Source organism: Rufibacter roseus (assembly GCF_001647285.1).
Classification (GTDB): Bacteria; Bacteroidota; Bacteroidia; order Cytophagales; family Hymenobacteraceae; genus Nibribacter; species Nibribacter roseus.
In genome coordinates this window covers 185,617-199,447 of the sequence record NZ_LRML01000007.1, presented here as the reverse complement: position 1 = coordinate 199,447, position 13,831 = coordinate 185,617, and the positions used below count along the sequence as shown (strand labels likewise).

Sequence of the window (13,831 nt, the reverse complement as noted above, 5' to 3'; positions counted from 1 at the left end):
GCATGACATTCGACCCCTTTGAGTACCTACCCTACAGCACCAAGGACGTGCGACCGGGGCACCTGAGCGTAGGCTTCGGCATCTACCTGCACCACAGAGACGTGATAGGGCTCACCAAGGGGGTGATGCACATTGAAGAGTTTTACAGGGGCAAGCCGGTGCTGATCGGCAAGCCAAAGAGGTATAAACACCAAAGGAATTAGCAATGGATTATAAAGAATTTAAAGTAACGGGCGCGGGTGTTTTAAAGGTTTCTGAGTCTGCAGAGTGGGAGTGTGGGCAGGATAAGGGCTTTTCATTAGGCTTCTATTTTGGAAAGGATAAACAGGGGTGGCAGTTCTTGGGGAGCGGTGTTTTGCCTATAGCCGAAGCAATAAAATTAGCGCACTTGATCTTGGAAAACGCCCCGAAAGACCAATGAAAACTGAAGCCCAAAAAGCCTTTCTCTGGAAATCAGTAGACCGAAGGCGCGCAGCCTTTGACGCACGCGGTCAGAGACTGATACTGCAAGCCCTTAACAAGCAGATAGCACCCGTGATCGTGGCCATAGAGCAGGGGAAAGACGCAGAGAAAGCCATATCAGAAAAGCCCATTCAGGAGGCTATCACAGAACTGTACGTCATGGTGGGGGTGCACTTCGCCAAAGAGCAGTACGGAAGCCTGAAGAGCCACGAAAGCGACTACCTGACCAAAGCCGATGCCGAGGAGAGCGTGTGGATTAGGTTCATGCGCCGTTTCGCGCTGGAGAAGGCAGGGGACAGGATAAAGGCTATCACGGAAACCACCCTCAAGAAGGTGCGCTCAGTACTGGAAGAGGCGGCAAAGGAGGGGTTGAGCATACCCAATACCGCCAAGTTGATGATAGATGAGTTCAACGGCATCAATAAGCAGAGGGCAACGGTCATTGCACGCACGGAGATCGTGTCAAGCAGCAACCGCGGCAGCCTGTTGGGTGCTCAGAGCACGGGTCTGAAGCTGAATAAAGAGTGGCTCAGCACAAGGGACAGCCGCACGCGTGAGAGCCACATTGCCGTTGATGGCCAGACAGTAGACCTAGAGGGGCTGTTTAAGGTGAACGGGGCAGAGTTGGAGCACCCAGGGGACGGGACGCACGGCGCACCAGCATCAGAACTCGTTATGTGTCGCTGCACACAGGTTTATGTGCCTAAGTGATTTATGATATCAACATCTTTTGTGCGCTTGTTGTAAGAGCGGGTATAACTTCTATCTTTGTTTACACCAAATCCATAAAAGTTATGTTTTTAGAATTACCGTACCCTGAAGACTCTCCAATTAGGCAAACTATTGCACAAAAAGAAATCCATGGAGTGGTTCGTAGTGAACATGACCTTACTCTTACAATAGTATATGACGGGGCTAATGGATATAGAATGGAGCACGTTTATCAAGCGAAGTCAATAAAAGAGCTTGATGAATTGTATGTAGAAATTAGAAAAGACTTGGGTTTAGAAATCCAAAATCCACAACCGGAGCATCAACCTTTATCTCAGAGAATGAGGATAGCTAGAAAGAAATAAGCTAAAGCCCCGCCTAACCGTGGGGCTTTATCATTTAAACCAATCCACCACCCACTCCCAAGCCTCTTTCCCCTTCAGCAGAAGGAGCATGGCCAAGGCGATAACGCTACCCGCTATTACGGTGCTTTTCACCTTCTCCCACCAGTAGTGCTCGTGTTGCCAGTGCCTGCGGTCTTTCTTTTCCATACCAAGTTTCTGTGCACCCCCATAACAACGCCCCATATCTGCCCGTCACTGAGAGGTACGGGTTCGCCTGCCATCGGTTCAGCCAGTAGCCACCCTTTGCCGTCACGCACCTCGTAGCGCCTCATCAGCCACTCCGTGGTGAAGGCCAGCACCAACATTCCGCTTTCGGGTGTCACGTCCCTGTCAATTAGCAGCAGGTCGCCTTTGACGATACCCGCGCCGCTCATGGCGTTGCTGTCCATGAAGACGTGGAAGCGGGAGGCCTCGTTCTCAGTGGCGTAGCTGTTCAGGTCTATGGTCTCGCTTCCGTGGTCGTTCAGGTACTGCATGGGGCAAAGGTACGGATTCGCACGGGTTTGAGAAAAGGAGGGCGGAAACGGGTTAGGCTATCCCTCTTTAGGGTAATCGTCCCAACTGATAACTGTATCGCTTTCATTCATGTGCGACTGTACTTTTACCTCAAAACCATTTTCCTTCAGCTTGATAATAATGTGAGGCGGCAAGTGCCTGTAAATGGTTAGTTGCATTTCGCCTTTGAGGGCTACTTTAGAGATTTGGTCATAGATTCCCTTTACCTCTTCGTCTCGCTTTCTGTCTGCCAATACCTTAGCTTGTTTGGCAAGTGTTAATGCTTCGTGTGCGTACATATCTCAATCAGCAGCACCGCTGCCAGAGGTTTGGTTAGTTAGACAAAGTTGGCCTTGTTGTTGGTTATGATATAGTGTGACTGGCACGGGAAGCCATAGTTCCCTATGGAAGGGTGTAACGAAACGTTAGATCCTTTTTCTGTCAATTGCCAGCCTCCTTTCCCTAAAGGTGTTACCGTTTCGTTGCCGCACCCACAGAGGCATTTATGCAAAGCAGTGCCAAATTCCTTAGAGATATACAGCTTACCTTCTTCCATGCTCTCAGGCACATACTCTACAAATACCGGCTCTATGGCTACCTGTTTTATAGTTTTCATCTTTGGTTAGTCTTTGAATTGCAGTTCCTCGCCTGTGGTAGCAAATATGTAGTTCTGCAACTGGTGTACATAGGTAAGTTTCGCTAGCCTCTTGTCTAGGTTGGTATCCCAATAAACAGACCAGTAGCCTTGTATATGCTTCCGGTAAACGTTTTTCCTGTTGGGCAGCTGAAAGCCGTCTTCCGTCTTTTCAAACCCCGCCCGTAGCAGCCAGTCTACGGTAAGTGGAATGGGGTCTAAATCCTTTACATCAACATCAAGATAAACCGGGCTATTTGCACCAATTAGATTTACTTCATCATCAAGGAAGTTTAATCCTGCCACTTGAAACAGCACATCCTTATAAACCACCCTTGAACTATTGCGCAACTCCCTAGCCTCAATCATGGCGCGCTCCTTTCTGGACAGGTTCTGAGAAAACCAATCTATCTCGCATTGCATTGATCTTGTCAAACAAAAGGGACAGTTCCGCCTTGTCTCCTGGCGTAACGTCCATAAACAGAATATCTTGAATGTGGCTCATGGCCATAGAAAGCTTTCGGTTGATTTTAGATTTACTCATTTCACTTTCTCCTTTCAGTTAAACTTTATATAGCGGAAACAGTATAAATACCTATCCCACCCCCGATAAGCATCCGTGTAAATGTGGGTAACTTGGTTTATTAACATTACTTATGAACATATCTAGCTCTCTGATAAATAGATAAGCTAAACCCGTATTCGTTTCGTCTACTTTGCCTCGTTTTGTCGGGGCTTTTTTATGCGCATGCTCGCCACCTGCTTTTTCCTGAGCACGTTCACCAGCGCCCACTGCTGGCTGTTCTCAAACCAATACCAGACGAGGTAGGGCTCAGGCTGTATGTGCGTCATGGCTTGTCGTCTAGGTTGACTGCAAACGGGAAGCCTCCATTCTTGATAGCGTCCTGCCTGTACAGGTGCCTACGGTAATCCGATAGCGTTGCAAACCCTAATGCCTTCCGCCTTTCCTCCATTGCTTTTTTAAGTTCCGCCGCCACGCTTAATGTTGGTAATCTTGGCTCTTTGCTTTCCATAAATATATGTGTGTCATATTTATACATGAATATACGTAAAGTATAGATTTAAGCAAAGCCTTTTTGCACTTTTGTTAGTAAGTAATAGCAAAATTCGCCGTAATGCTGAATCACTACCTCACCAAAAGCACCAGCCTGAGTTTTAAGGACGTGGACACGGCCAAAGGCATTGTGACCGGCTATTTCTCGGCCTTTGATATTCCCGATTCAGACGGCGATGTTATCCGCAAGGGGGCATACGCCAAAACCATCACTGAACGCGGCCCCAAATCCTCACAGCCCCGCATCAAGCACCTCTTAGACCACAACACCACCAAAGCCATAGGCAAACTGCTGGAGTTGGAAGAGGACGCGACAGGCTTGCGCTACGTGTCGCAGCTGGGCAGCCACACACTCGGCAAAGATGCGCTGGCCATGATACAGGACGGCATCATCACCGAGCACTCCGTGGGTTTCAAGACCATTCGGGAACAGCAGCAGGGTGACTATAACGAGATCACGGAGATACTCCTTTGGGAAGGCTCCAGCCTACAGGCTTGGGGCGCTAACCCGTTCACACCCATCACAGATATTAAGAGCCAGTTAGCGGCCAACCCTGACCACATGGAGAAGGTGTTTGCCCGCTTCGATAAGCTATGCAAAGCCCTTACGGGTGGCAATTACTCAGACGAGACATTTGAGCTGCTCCAGATAGAGCAGAATCAGATAAAACAGGCAATCAAAGAAACGCTCACCGTTGCGCCGGTCACTGACCACCCAACCGCCGAGGCTAAGAAGAATGCCGAACTACTTCAATTATTCAGAAAAGAACTAAAACTGACCTACTAAAATGGCGGATCAATTAGAAGAAATCAAAAAATTAGCCTCTGACATCAACCAAATGGTTGAGAAAGGCAATGAGCAGGCGAAGCTGGCCATCGAGGAGAAGGGCAAGGCTATTGACGCAGCCCTTAAAACCGAGCTGAAGAACGCTTTGGATGCTCACACCGAACTGGTGCAGAAGCAGACTCAGGAGCAGTTTGACGCTCTGCAGACCCAAATCAAGAAGTCCGGCGGCTTCGGCAACAACAGACCCGAGTCATTCGGTGACCTGGTAGCCAAGGAGCTGGAGGCCAACAAAGGCAAGTTGTCAACTAAAAGCCCGTTTGAGCTGGAGTTTGACCGCAAGGCAGTTGGTGACATGACCACTGGGGTGAACCTCGGTGCCGGTGTGCTTCAGCCTTCTTTGCAGCCGGGTATCATCAACCGTCAGGCTTATTTCAACCACGTGCGGGACTTCCTGACCGTGCGCCCTACCACTTCACCTGTTATCGCCTACGTGCGTGAGAACGGCGGGGAAGGCTCTTTCACTACAGTGGCGGAAGGCGCTCTGAAGCCGCAGGTTGACTACGACCTGAGCTACCAGACCACCAACGTGAAGAAGATCGCAGGCCATATCCGCATCTCTGAGGAGATGATTGAGGATGTGCCTTACATCACGAACTACATCACCACCCGTGGAGCCGAAGACCTTCGCCTGGTGGAAGACGCACAGATCCTTTACGGGGACGGCACTGGCCAAAACCTGAGAGGTATCACCTTAGACGCATCCGCCTTTGCCCGCCCCGCAGGCATGGGTACAGTGGCGAACGCCAACAACGTGGACGTGATCCGTGCTGTGATGGCGCAGATCAGAGTAGGCCGCTACGCCGCCTCTGCGGTAATGCTGAACCCTGTGGATGTGGCAATCCTTGAGATGGCCAAAGACACCCAAGGTGCCTACCTGTACAGCAACTTCACCAACGAGAACAGCATCCCTAGAATCTGGGGTCTGCCTATCATCGTGTCTGACTCGGTAACTGCCGGCTCGTTCCTGGTGGGTGACTTCCGCAACGGGGCAGAGCTGTTTGACCGTCAGGCGCTGAACGTGCGCTTCTACGACCAGGACAGAGACAACGCCATCCGCAACATGGTCACTATCGTGATCGAGGAGCGTCTGGCGCTTGCTAACATCCGCCCTGCGTCTTTCGTGACAGGCACCTTCACAGCCGCCAAAGCAGCCCTAGCCGCTGCTTAATTGATTCTTAACGGGAAGGCCTCTGCATAAGAGGCCTTCCCTAAATCATCAAAGCTATGAAAGTAAAAGCACTGAAGACCATTGCCGGGTACTACGGAACCATTGAGGCCGGAAAGGAGAGAAGTATCGCAGCCGATGTGGCAAAAGACTTGGAGAAGGCTGGATTGGTGGAGATAGTGGACGAGGAGACGGCGCCTGAGGAGCCTAAGCAAGGCTCGGATATGACGGCGGCTAAGACCACCAAACGCAAGAAGAAATGAAAGCCATCGTCCTGACCTCCTATAGAGACAAGCACACGCGCAAGGTTCACACGGCGGGGGACAAGGTGACGCTTACCCCTGAACGCCATGCAGAACTCAGCGCACTAGGCTATGTCTCCACAGAAGAAGCCCCTGCCAAAAAAGAAAGTAAGCCGGGAGCGAAACGCAAAACCAAAGAGGATAAAACCGCCAAAGACACCAAGTAGTGGAAGTTGAAGTAGTCACAGACCTTACAGCGGAACCCGTATCCGTGCAGCTTGCCGCCGATTGGTGCAAGCTGCCCGCCCCGATGTACTCGGGTGAGGGAGAGGCGCGGGCGCTGACCTCAGAGGGGGAAATCGTGGCTATGCTCATCACTTCCGCCAGGCAATGGTGCGAGAAGTACTCGGGCTTGTCATTCGGGCCTAAGTCTCTGAAGGCAACTGTTGCCTATGAGGACTACAGAGGTGCCAAGTCGCTGCCCTACGGCCCTAACCAGACCATCACGGCGGTAACGGACGACAACGGGGAGGCAGTGGATGTGGCGCAGTTTACCTCTACCAGCTATTGGGCGGAATACCAGAAGGGCATGTCTGTGAACAACACCTACGGGGAAGACTACGGCGGCTTTGGGGCGGCTTACCAGGCTATGGAGTACACCATTGAGTACACGGCGGGTTTCGCCCCTGAGTCGCTTCCCACTGACATCAAGCAGGCAATCCTGAAGACGGTGCTGGAGCTGTACAACAACCGCGAGAACACGGTGATAGGCACCATCATAGCCAACCTCCCCTTGGGCGCGAAGCAGCTGCTGGACTTGCACAAGCCTAAAGTGATGTTCTGATGCGGACAGGGGAGCACAGGCACCGGATAGGCATTTACAGAGACACGGTCACCGTGGCCGGCAACGGCAACACGGAGGGCGTGAGGGAGCTGGTGATTGAGATGTGGGCAAAGGTTACGCCATTGACCGGTAGTAGGGCGTTGAACGCGGGGCAGATTCTGAACGGAAAGCCCTTTGAGGTAGAGGTAAGGAACCCGGCCCCCTTGGAGATAACGGAGAAGATGCTGGTGGTGTGGAACGGGATGACCATCACCATCCACAGCGTGGTGGAGAAAGACGCGAGGGGTGAGGTACTGCTGATAACGGGGGCTGTGGTGAAGTAATGGCAAAGATAAAGCTAACCATACCCAACCTTGACAAAGCTATTAAGCAGCTAGGCAAGTTCAGGCTGGAGGTAATAGGCGGGGTGGTGAACGAGCTGGACCGCACGGCATTGATGATTGAGTCAGACGCCAAAAGGAACACGCCGGAAGACACCGGAAGGCTCAGGAGCTCCATCGTGAGGCATGAGTACGGGCAGTTCAACCGGACAGTGGGCACGAATGTGGAGTACGCCGTGCATGTGGAGTTCGGCACCAGACACCAGAACGCGCAGCCTTTCCTATTCCCGGCGGCAGAGAAGAACCGGCAGCAGTTTATAGCCAACCTGAAGAAGATACTGAGCACGACATGAAAGACCCGCAGCAGGCACTACGCGACAAGTACCTATCCCTTTTGACAGGAGCGATCTCTGTGAACGGGACGGACTACTTAGCGGTCTACGCGGACTTCGTGCCAAGTACGGCGGACAGGCCCTATATCTTCCTGAGCCAGCAGACGGTGGGGGACGCTCGCACGGGCAACTGCCCAAGCTCGGACTGCACCATTCTGGCGGATATCGTGTGGCAGGCGCAGGGGAACTTAGCCAGGACTAGCGAGGTGAACCATATCGCCTCGCAGGTGATCGAGGCTTTGAGTGCCCTGAACGCAAGGCCCACCAATGATTTGGGCGGCTTTGAGGTGAACAGGCACTACCTGGAGAGCAGCAACACGCTGAACGAGAGCAACGGCTCGCACGTGATCATCAGGCGGCTGCTCAGGTTCAGGGATTTGGTATTTGAAACAGTAACAACTTAAAAGAATAAGAAAATGGCAGTTAATGTACTTAACGCGCAAGACGTGATCATCACAAAAGACGGCATCGTTGTTGGCTGCGCCCAATCCGGAAGCTTAGAGATGTCAAAGGAGGAGCTGGACGCGGTCTGTGCCGCCTCAGGTGGGTGGTCGGAGTCTTCAGAGGGTCGCAAATCTTGGAATATGAGCGTGGATTCCCTTCTCAGGGAGGCCACGGATGCAGACGCAGCCACTAACCATACCTTCCATGATGCCTTTGACCTGTTTGATACAGGCGGGATTGTGGAGGTACAGTGGCAAATAGGCTCATTCACCTACACCGGGCAGGCATTCATGTCTAGCCTTAGTTTAAGCTACTCATCAACCGACGCGCAGACCTGGTCTTCTAGCCTTCGTGGCACCGGGCCATTGGTGAAAGCAGCAGTTGTTCCTGTAGGGTAAGCCTATGAACACGCAGAGAGGATTCGGGCATATCACAGTGGACGGGGTAGAGTACCCCGTCCGCTTCTCATTGAACCAGACACAGATCTTCTGTGAGCTGGAAAAGTGCGACCTGAAGGGCTATAATGACCTATTCGCCTTCTACCCGACAGGCGAGAAGGACGAAGAGGGTAAACCCAAATACGCCAACCGTTTCTCAGAGCAGAAGGTCACACCGGACACCCTAAGGCACCTATTGTACTCAGCCCTGAAAGAGGGGCACAGGGTTTCCAAAAAGGAATTCACCCTCTCCATGGAGGACGTTGGCGACATGCTGGAGCTGATGGAGACCGATAGTTTGGCATGGCGCAACATCCTGCACCTAATAGTTAAAAAGGAGGAAGCCCCACGCCCAAACGACAACCCAAAGTAGAGGAGGAAAGCGCCGAGGAGTTGACCTGGGATGCGGTTAGGAGGCTTGGCTTCGGGGTGCTGGAACTGAAGCCATGGGAGCTTTGGGAGTTGACGTGGCAGGAGTTCTGGGAGATGTACGAGGGGTGGCAGATAAGGCGGCAGTATGAGCATGAGCACACCCGCTACCTAGCCACCATGATGGTGAACACCAGCCTCGGGGCACCCAAGAGGCCGCTTCAGGCAAAGAGCCTTTACCCGCTGCCAGAGCTTGACGGCAAGCCCAAAGCCACAACAGCGGAGGAAATAGAGGCCTTCAGGCAGAGAATAAGCAAGAAACTAGGAAGGGAGATCATTTTCCAGAAGCCCATAAAGGAATGAATGTTGCAGAGCTGAACGTAAAGATATCCGCCGAGCTGTCCGAACTGGACAAAGGGCTGAAGCGTGCAGCTTCCGGTGTTGATGACCTAGGGGATAACGTAGACCGCGCCTCCAACCGGATGCAGAAGGGTACGGCTGATTCCTCAAAGGGCTTCACCTCCATGGGGAACGTGGCAAAGGGGGTCGGCGGGGTGATAGCCGCGGCCTTTACCATTGACGCTGTTCTCTCCTTAGGTAAGAATATTCTGGACACCACCGCCAAATTCCAGAAAATGGAGGCGGTGCTCACCAATACCCTCGGATCGCAGAGCGCGGCGCAGAACGCCATGCTTATGATCCAAGATATAGCCGCGAAAACCCCTTTCGCGGTTGACCAGCTCACTGAAAGCTACGTGAAGCTGGCCAACAGGGGCATACAGCCCACCTCGCAGGAGATCATCAAGCTAGGCGACCTTGCGGCCTCCACGGGTAAGGACTTTGACCAGCTCACCGAGGGTCTTTTGGATGCTATGACCGGCGAGTTTGAGCGGCTGAAGGAGTTCGGGATCACTGCCTCCTCACAGGGCGACAAGGTAGCCTTCACCTTTAAGGGCGTCACCACTGAGGTAGCCAAGACAGACGCTGCCATTAAGGAGTATGTGATGGGCTTGGGTGACGTGGAAGGCGTTAGCGGCTCCATGGCGGCTATAAGCGAAACTTTGACAGGCAAAATATCAAACCTTGGCGACTCCTTCGACCAAATGTTTTTGACTATTGGGAGTCAACAAAGTGGGGTATTCTCATCGACCATCAGCTTCTTAGATGAAATGGTAAAGGGGGTGACTGCCCTAATTGCCACTACTGACCAGCTTGGGCAAAAAATGTCCGCAAGAGGGGTTAGCGAGTATTCGTCTAAGGTTGCAGCAGATTTCAAAGCTTTGGCTGAGCAAACAAAAGCATCAGGAGGGGATGTAGAGACAGCTTTGAAGTCACAAGCCGATGCGCTTATAAAAGATTTAGAAACCAAACAGAGAATTGCCTTATCTAATCTGGAGAAGTTCAGAGAAGAAAGCGGAGGTATTCTAAATAAAATCGGTGAATTAGCCGATCAGTCAGGGGTAAAATATAGTTCCAGAAAAGGGGCAGAATCCACATTGGCCTCTGAAGTATCGCTTATTCAAGGTCAGATTGCAGCTATCGAAGCGGCTTATGCATCAGTGGGGAAGGCCGCAGCCGGTTCGGTAGATAAGCAGATCGGTACGCTTGCACGGCTTAAAAAAGAGCTTGCAGATTTACAAGACATTCAATTAAATGCACTGGGCTCTGGGCGAATAGAGGCCATAAACGAGCAGATATACGCCAAAGAGCAGGAAATCAAGAAGTACCTGGAGTTGGGCGACGCCCAGCGCAAACAGCAGCAGGCGTTGCAGGATCTGCATAAGCAGCTCGCCCTGAACGAGCAGTACTATAAGGCTTTCGGTGACAGCCACGACTATGTGGAGGGGAAAAGAAGCGTGTTGGAGTCTGGCATAAAGAGCCTTATTAACGCAGGCTTCAAACCGGGATCTGCGGCGGTGCAGGAGTTTAAGGCCTATCTTGACAGCCTTGCCCTTTCCACAGAGGCATTGGCCTCTACTGACCTGTTCCAGAATGTCATGCCCACCACCGAGGGCTTCAAGAAAAACCAAGAAGAATTCAAGCCGCAGACGGCTGATATCATCCCTGCCCCTCAGGTAGACTGGGAGGGATGGGATAAGTTTAAGGTAGACCTTAGAGAACAGTATGAAGATGTAAACCTAATGCAAGATGCATTGATGATGGGCACCACCATGCTTACGGACACCTTGGGTGGTGCGCTTGCGGCTGGTCTCTCTGGCGGCATGTCAGCAGGCATCAACGCCCTGGAGCAGGGACTGAAGCAAATGGCGAAGGTGTTCGGGGAGTATATGCTGAAATGGGGGGTGGCGCAGACTATTCTGGCAAACCCCATGGGCCCTGCGGCAATCGTTGCGGGTGTCGCTCTGATGGCGTTCGCTGGGGCAGGGGGAAGCAAGCCGGCCACCGGCGGCAGCCCACGGTCTTCTTACTCCACGCCCACCAGCCGCTCTGGCTCCTACTCATCAGCAGGGGCGGCACTGAACATACAGGGTGAGACACGCCTATCGGGCAATGACATAGTCATTTCCTACCAGAGGTCTCAGGAGCAGGGGAGGAGGACAGGCTAATGGCGCAGATAACCCTTAACGTCACCCAGACCTGTATCAACGGCGGCGGTCGCTTCGTGGTGTCGGTCAACACCACGCTCACGGGCACCATCCGCGTCTACGCCTACACCTTGCCCACCATCACGGAGGACGGGGAGGAGCCGGGCATTGAGCTGTTCCAGGATATCTTCGGGAGCGAGAGCGTTATCTTCACGGGGCTAAAGGACACGGACTGGCACATCTACGCCAAGCACCTGGACTCAGGGGCGGAGAGCCTGGAGGAGGTCTACACCGTCGCCTGCGACATCCCGGTTGACCCAGCGCCCGCCTGCTCCATCCGCATCACGGACGTGGCGGTGGGAGCCACTGAGATCACTATAACAGTGACGGGTGCCGCGGGGGTGGTGGAGTACAGCCTTGACTCATTCGACACGGTGCAGGAGACGGGCAGTTTCCCGAGGCCAGCCCCCGGGGTATACTTAGCCTACGCGCGCGACAAAGACAACCCCGTCTGCGAGAGCTATTTCCTGTTCGCCATCAAGCGGGAGTACGGGCTACTGTACACGCACTCCTTCGGGAGCGCCTTCGCGGGGCAGATCACGCTGAACATCTACGAGAAAGACTATACGGGGGAGGTGATCCCCTTGGAGGTATTGGGCGGCGAGGCCGTGCGTATCAGTATGAACGGGCAGGATGATGACCGCTACGAGGGCATCAAGCCCCTGCAGTGCCAGGTGAGCCTGATGGCTAGGGAAAGTTTCCAGTACTTCAGGCTCTACACAGCCACGGACCGAAAGCACAAGCTCGAGATCGTGAGCGACACCAAGGGCCTGCTGTTTATTGGTTTCCTTCTGCCCCAGTTCTATGAGCAGCCTTACCTGAGCGGCACCTACCCGATCAACCTGACGGCCACAGACGGGCTCGAGGATCTGAAGAACTTCGACTTCAAACCCAGCGGGGCGCCCATGTTCCCGATGTTCATCACCACCATGGAGGCCATCCGATTCTGTCTCTACCAGTTGGAGATAGACCTGCCGATGTACCTGGGGGTGAACTACTACTCTGAGCAGATGGACACAGCCATTGAGCCTTTCCTGCAGTCTCAGATCAATAACCGCTACGCCATGGACGGCAAGAAGAGCATCGACTGCTACGAGGCGCTGGCGGGAATCCTGCAGCCCTACGGGGCGAGGATCTTCCAGATGCAGGGCGCGTGGCATGTGTACGATGTAGAGCAGATGGGCAAGACCTTTGAGCGCCGCCTGTTCTCCAGCGCGGGCACTTTAATAAACGTGGAGGCTCACCAGAGCACCGTAACGATCAATACCCCTACGGAGGGCTTTCCTATATTCATCAACAACAGCCAGTACCTAAACGTGCTGCCGGTGTACCGTGAGCAGAGTATTGAGTTCGACTACGGCGGGAACTTCAATTTCATCAAGTACGGCGACTTTCCGGAGGGCTCCATGCCGACGGGTAACTACGTGCCGGTCGGCTGGAACCTGCAGGCCTACACGGGCCGGACGGGTAGCAGGGGGAAGGAGAACCTTCTCTTGTTCCCTGACCGCCTGGACGGTATGCCTGTCAACCCCTACATCGAGTCGCCGCCCATTCTGTTCAGCACCAACGCGGCCATTACCAGCATTGCGCCGATCAGGGTGAGCCTTAAGTTCAAAGCCCCTTTGCCTGACGTGGGGAGCACACCGCCCCCTGAGGACGGCTACTATATGCTGCGCTACTCACTTAGGATAGGAAACTTCTACGCCACCTCCAGCCAGAGCTGGGCGCAGCAGGAGGCGTTTATCCAGTATGGCGTCTATGCGCGTGACACCTCCATGCAGGAGAGCGTGCGCTATTTCGAGAACCCTCCAGCGGACGGTCCCTTGGTATTACGCATTTACGCACCTATCGCCACGGCGGACGCGAACCTGATAAAGGAGGCGGTCATTGAGTACGAGAGCATAAGGGTGGAGTACGGGGACTTTGACCCTTACAGCACCGACTTCGAGGATGAGATGGTCGTGGGGCAGAACTCCCCCGACATCAGCCTGAAGGCCGACCCGCTGCAGATCCGGCACGGGGACACGAAGCCGGGTGTCTACGCCAACGCCATCTATGTCTCCGAGGACTCCACCAGCATGTGGACGGGGCCTGACGGGCAGACGGAGAGCATACAGGTGCTCTTGCTGCGGAAGATGCTCAGGCACTCCGAGCGGCCACACCTGAAGCTCGCCTGCGACATCAAGGGTGATATTTCCTTTGACGCGGTCATGCAGGACACGGTGCTGCCCAAGACCTTTCTGCCCATCAGCATCTCGTGGGACGTGGTGAAGGGAACTTACCAATGCCAATACTATGAGCAGGAGGACACCACGCCTGTGGAGCCGGTAGATGAGTTGTTTGATTTTGAACTTGCGGACTTTGAGGAAGCAGACTTCTATTAA

General features: G+C 53.3%; 24 protein-coding genes. 17 read left to right on the top strand and 7 right to left on the bottom strand.

All coding sequences use genetic code 11. From position 1 onward, the window contains the following. Nucleotides 1-2: 2 nt before the first annotated feature. The 4 genes from A8O23_RS21440 (at nucleotide 3) to A8O23_RS12555 (ending at nucleotide 1,538) form a co-directional block, all read left to right on the top strand. The gene (locus tag A8O23_RS21440) at nucleotides 3-203 is read left to right on the top strand and encodes a hypothetical protein (RefSeq protein ID WP_153042187.1); all 201 of its coding nucleotides are present in this window, start codon (nucleotides 3-5) and stop codon (nucleotides 201-203) included. 2 nt (nucleotides 204-205) lie between these two features. After that, nucleotides 206-421 (top strand): hypothetical protein, encoded by a 216-nt coding sequence (locus A8O23_RS12565; protein ID WP_066621712.1) that lies wholly within the window; start codon nucleotides 206-208, stop codon nucleotides 419-421. Then, nucleotides 418-1,173: a phage minor head protein gene (locus tag A8O23_RS12560; RefSeq protein WP_066621710.1), complete on the top strand. Its 756-nt coding sequence runs from the start codon at nucleotides 418-420 to the stop codon at nucleotides 1,171-1,173. Before A8O23_RS12565 ends, A8O23_RS12560 begins: the two co-directional genes overlap by 4 nt. Nucleotides 1,174-1,256: 83 nt before the next feature. After that, a complete protein-coding gene (locus A8O23_RS12555) occupies nucleotides 1,257-1,538 on the top strand; it encodes a hypothetical protein (RefSeq protein ID WP_153042186.1) in 282 nt (93 codons plus the stop codon). 128 nt (nucleotides 1,539-1,666) lie between these two features. On the opposite strand, the gene A8O23_RS12550 is transcribed toward A8O23_RS12555, so the two are convergent. From A8O23_RS12550 to A8O23_RS12525, 7 genes are all read right to left on the bottom strand, one after another. Then, complete coding sequence (locus A8O23_RS12550) at nucleotides 1,667-2,053, bottom strand: LexA family protein (RefSeq protein WP_066621706.1); 387 nt, start codon at nucleotides 2,051-2,053, stop codon at nucleotides 1,667-1,669. 57 nt (nucleotides 2,054-2,110) lie between these two features. Continuing rightward, nucleotides 2,111-2,371 (bottom strand): hypothetical protein, encoded by a 261-nt coding sequence (locus tag A8O23_RS12545; protein WP_066621702.1) that lies wholly within the window; start codon nucleotides 2,369-2,371, stop codon nucleotides 2,111-2,113. 38 nt (nucleotides 2,372-2,409) lie between these two features. Next, nucleotides 2,410-2,688: a DUF6527 family protein gene (locus A8O23_RS12540; protein WP_066621700.1), complete on the bottom strand. Its 279-nt coding sequence runs from the start codon at nucleotides 2,686-2,688 to the stop codon at nucleotides 2,410-2,412. 6 nt (nucleotides 2,689-2,694) lie between these two features. Next, nucleotides 2,695-3,075 (bottom strand): hypothetical protein, encoded by a 381-nt coding sequence (locus A8O23_RS12535; protein WP_066621698.1) that lies wholly within the window; start codon nucleotides 3,073-3,075, stop codon nucleotides 2,695-2,697. Next, nucleotides 3,068-3,250 (bottom strand): hypothetical protein, encoded by a 183-nt coding sequence (locus A8O23_RS12530; protein ID WP_066621696.1) that lies wholly within the window; start codon nucleotides 3,248-3,250, stop codon nucleotides 3,068-3,070. The genes A8O23_RS12535 and A8O23_RS12530 overlap by 8 nt, the downstream gene beginning before the upstream one ends. Nucleotides 3,251-3,417: 167 nt before the next feature. Next, nucleotides 3,418-3,558: a hypothetical protein gene (locus A8O23_RS21595; protein WP_161486731.1), complete on the bottom strand. Its 141-nt coding sequence runs from the start codon at nucleotides 3,556-3,558 to the stop codon at nucleotides 3,418-3,420. Next, complete coding sequence (locus A8O23_RS12525; RefSeq protein WP_153042185.1) at nucleotides 3,555-3,740, bottom strand: hypothetical protein; 186 nt, start codon at nucleotides 3,738-3,740, stop codon at nucleotides 3,555-3,557. Before A8O23_RS12525 ends, A8O23_RS21595 begins: the two co-directional genes overlap by 4 nt. Before the next feature lie 102 nt (nucleotides 3,741-3,842). Here A8O23_RS12525 and A8O23_RS12520 point away from each other — a divergent pair, with 102 nt between their 5' ends. From A8O23_RS12520 to A8O23_RS12460, 13 genes are all read left to right on the top strand, one after another. Further along, nucleotides 3,843-4,568, top strand: coding sequence for an HK97 family phage prohead protease (locus A8O23_RS12520; RefSeq protein ID WP_066621691.1), 726 nt, complete (start codon nucleotides 3,843-3,845; stop codon nucleotides 4,566-4,568). Between the two features lies 1 nt (nucleotide 4,569). Next, nucleotides 4,570-5,796: a phage major capsid protein gene (locus A8O23_RS12515; RefSeq protein ID WP_066621689.1), complete on the top strand. Its 1,227-nt coding sequence runs from the start codon at nucleotides 4,570-4,572 to the stop codon at nucleotides 5,794-5,796. Between the two features lie 56 nt (nucleotides 5,797-5,852). Next, a complete protein-coding gene (locus tag A8O23_RS12510) occupies nucleotides 5,853-6,056 on the top strand; it encodes a hypothetical protein (RefSeq protein ID WP_066621687.1) in 204 nt (67 codons plus the stop codon). Further along, the gene (locus tag A8O23_RS12505; RefSeq protein WP_066621685.1) at nucleotides 6,053-6,262 is read left to right on the top strand and encodes a hypothetical protein; all 210 of its coding nucleotides are present in this window, start codon (nucleotides 6,053-6,055) and stop codon (nucleotides 6,260-6,262) included. The genes A8O23_RS12510 and A8O23_RS12505 overlap by 4 nt, the downstream gene beginning before the upstream one ends. Beyond that, nucleotides 6,262-6,879 carry a head-tail connector protein gene (locus A8O23_RS12500; RefSeq protein WP_153042184.1) on the top strand — a complete coding sequence of 206 codons (618 nt, stop codon included), beginning with the start codon at nucleotides 6,262-6,264 and terminating at the stop codon, nucleotides 6,877-6,879. Before A8O23_RS12505 ends, A8O23_RS12500 begins: the two co-directional genes overlap by 1 nt. Continuing rightward, complete coding sequence (locus A8O23_RS12495; protein ID WP_066621682.1) at nucleotides 6,879-7,202, top strand: head-tail adaptor protein; 324 nt, start codon at nucleotides 6,879-6,881, stop codon at nucleotides 7,200-7,202. Before A8O23_RS12500 ends, A8O23_RS12495 begins: the two co-directional genes overlap by 1 nt. After that, nucleotides 7,202-7,552 carry an HK97-gp10 family putative phage morphogenesis protein gene (locus tag A8O23_RS12490; RefSeq protein ID WP_074988371.1) on the top strand — a complete coding sequence of 117 codons (351 nt, stop codon included), beginning with the start codon at nucleotides 7,202-7,204 and terminating at the stop codon, nucleotides 7,550-7,552. The genes A8O23_RS12495 and A8O23_RS12490 overlap by 1 nt, the downstream gene beginning before the upstream one ends. A gap of 146 nt (nucleotides 7,553-7,698) precedes the next feature. After that, entirely contained in the window at nucleotides 7,699-7,995 is a 297-nt protein-coding gene (locus A8O23_RS12485; RefSeq protein ID WP_161486730.1) for a hypothetical protein, read from the top strand. Nucleotides 7,996-8,007: 12 nt separating this feature from the next. Next, the gene (locus A8O23_RS12480; RefSeq protein WP_066621679.1) at nucleotides 8,008-8,433 is read left to right on the top strand and encodes a phage tail tube protein; all 426 of its coding nucleotides are present in this window, start codon (nucleotides 8,008-8,010) and stop codon (nucleotides 8,431-8,433) included. A gap of 4 nt (nucleotides 8,434-8,437) precedes the next feature. Continuing rightward, complete coding sequence (locus A8O23_RS12475; RefSeq protein WP_066621678.1) at nucleotides 8,438-8,845, top strand: SAM domain-containing protein; 408 nt, start codon at nucleotides 8,438-8,440, stop codon at nucleotides 8,843-8,845. Between the two features lie 20 nt (nucleotides 8,846-8,865). After that, nucleotides 8,866-9,204 (top strand): phage tail assembly chaperone, encoded by a 339-nt coding sequence (locus A8O23_RS12470; protein WP_153042183.1) that lies wholly within the window; start codon nucleotides 8,866-8,868, stop codon nucleotides 9,202-9,204. Continuing rightward, nucleotides 9,201-11,408: a hypothetical protein gene (locus A8O23_RS12465; RefSeq protein WP_066621675.1), complete on the top strand. Its 2,208-nt coding sequence runs from the start codon at nucleotides 9,201-9,203 to the stop codon at nucleotides 11,406-11,408. Before A8O23_RS12470 ends, A8O23_RS12465 begins: the two co-directional genes overlap by 4 nt. After that, a complete protein-coding gene (locus tag A8O23_RS12460; RefSeq protein ID WP_066621673.1) occupies nucleotides 11,408-13,831 on the top strand; it encodes a hypothetical protein in 2,424 nt (807 codons plus the stop codon). The genes A8O23_RS12465 and A8O23_RS12460 overlap by 1 nt, the downstream gene beginning before the upstream one ends.

Coding starts and splice junctions, on each gene's coding strand:
- A8O23_RS21595 (WP_161486731.1), bottom strand. CDS start 3,558: ATGACGCACATACAGCCTGAGCCCTACCTCGTCTGGTATTGGTTTGAG.
- A8O23_RS12560 (WP_066621710.1), top strand. CDS start 418: ATGAAAACTGAAGCCCAAAAAGCCTTTCTCTGGAAATCAGTAGACCGA.
- A8O23_RS12565 (WP_066621712.1), top strand. CDS start 206: ATGGATTATAAAGAATTTAAAGTAACGGGCGCGGGTGTTTTAAAGGTT.
- A8O23_RS21440 (WP_153042187.1), top strand. CDS start 3: ATGACATTCGACCCCTTTGAGTACCTACCCTACAGCACCAAGGACGTG.
- A8O23_RS12490 (WP_074988371.1), top strand. CDS start 7,202: ATGGCAAAGATAAAGCTAACCATACCCAACCTTGACAAAGCTATTAAG.
- A8O23_RS12475 (WP_066621678.1), top strand. CDS start 8,438: ATGAACACGCAGAGAGGATTCGGGCATATCACAGTGGACGGGGTAGAG.
- A8O23_RS12530 (WP_066621696.1), bottom strand. CDS start 3,250: ATGAGTAAATCTAAAATCAACCGAAAGCTTTCTATGGCCATGAGCCAC.
- A8O23_RS12505 (WP_066621685.1), top strand. CDS start 6,053: ATGAAAGCCATCGTCCTGACCTCCTATAGAGACAAGCACACGCGCAAG.
- A8O23_RS12510 (WP_066621687.1), top strand. CDS start 5,853: ATGAAAGTAAAAGCACTGAAGACCATTGCCGGGTACTACGGAACCATT.
- A8O23_RS12465 (WP_066621675.1), top strand. CDS start 9,201: ATGAATGTTGCAGAGCTGAACGTAAAGATATCCGCCGAGCTGTCCGAA.
- A8O23_RS12555 (WP_153042186.1), top strand. CDS start 1,257: ATGTTTTTAGAATTACCGTACCCTGAAGACTCTCCAATTAGGCAAACT.
- A8O23_RS12550 (WP_066621706.1), bottom strand. CDS start 2,053: ATGCAGTACCTGAACGACCACGGAAGCGAGACCATAGACCTGAACAGC.
- A8O23_RS12515 (WP_066621689.1), top strand. CDS start 4,570: ATGGCGGATCAATTAGAAGAAATCAAAAAATTAGCCTCTGACATCAAC.
- A8O23_RS12535 (WP_066621698.1), bottom strand. CDS start 3,075: ATGATTGAGGCTAGGGAGTTGCGCAATAGTTCAAGGGTGGTTTATAAG.
- A8O23_RS12480 (WP_066621679.1), top strand. CDS start 8,008: ATGGCAGTTAATGTACTTAACGCGCAAGACGTGATCATCACAAAAGAC.
- A8O23_RS12545 (WP_066621702.1), bottom strand. CDS start 2,371: ATGTACGCACACGAAGCATTAACACTTGCCAAACAAGCTAAGGTATTG.
- A8O23_RS12460 (WP_066621673.1), top strand. CDS start 11,408: ATGGCGCAGATAACCCTTAACGTCACCCAGACCTGTATCAACGGCGGC.
- A8O23_RS12525 (WP_153042185.1), bottom strand. CDS start 3,740: ATGGAAAGCAAAGAGCCAAGATTACCAACATTAAGCGTGGCGGCGGAA.
- A8O23_RS12520 (WP_066621691.1), top strand. CDS start 3,843: ATGCTGAATCACTACCTCACCAAAAGCACCAGCCTGAGTTTTAAGGAC.
- A8O23_RS12540 (WP_066621700.1), bottom strand. CDS start 2,688: ATGAAAACTATAAAACAGGTAGCCATAGAGCCGGTATTTGTAGAGTAT.
- A8O23_RS12495 (WP_066621682.1), top strand. CDS start 6,879: ATGCGGACAGGGGAGCACAGGCACCGGATAGGCATTTACAGAGACACG.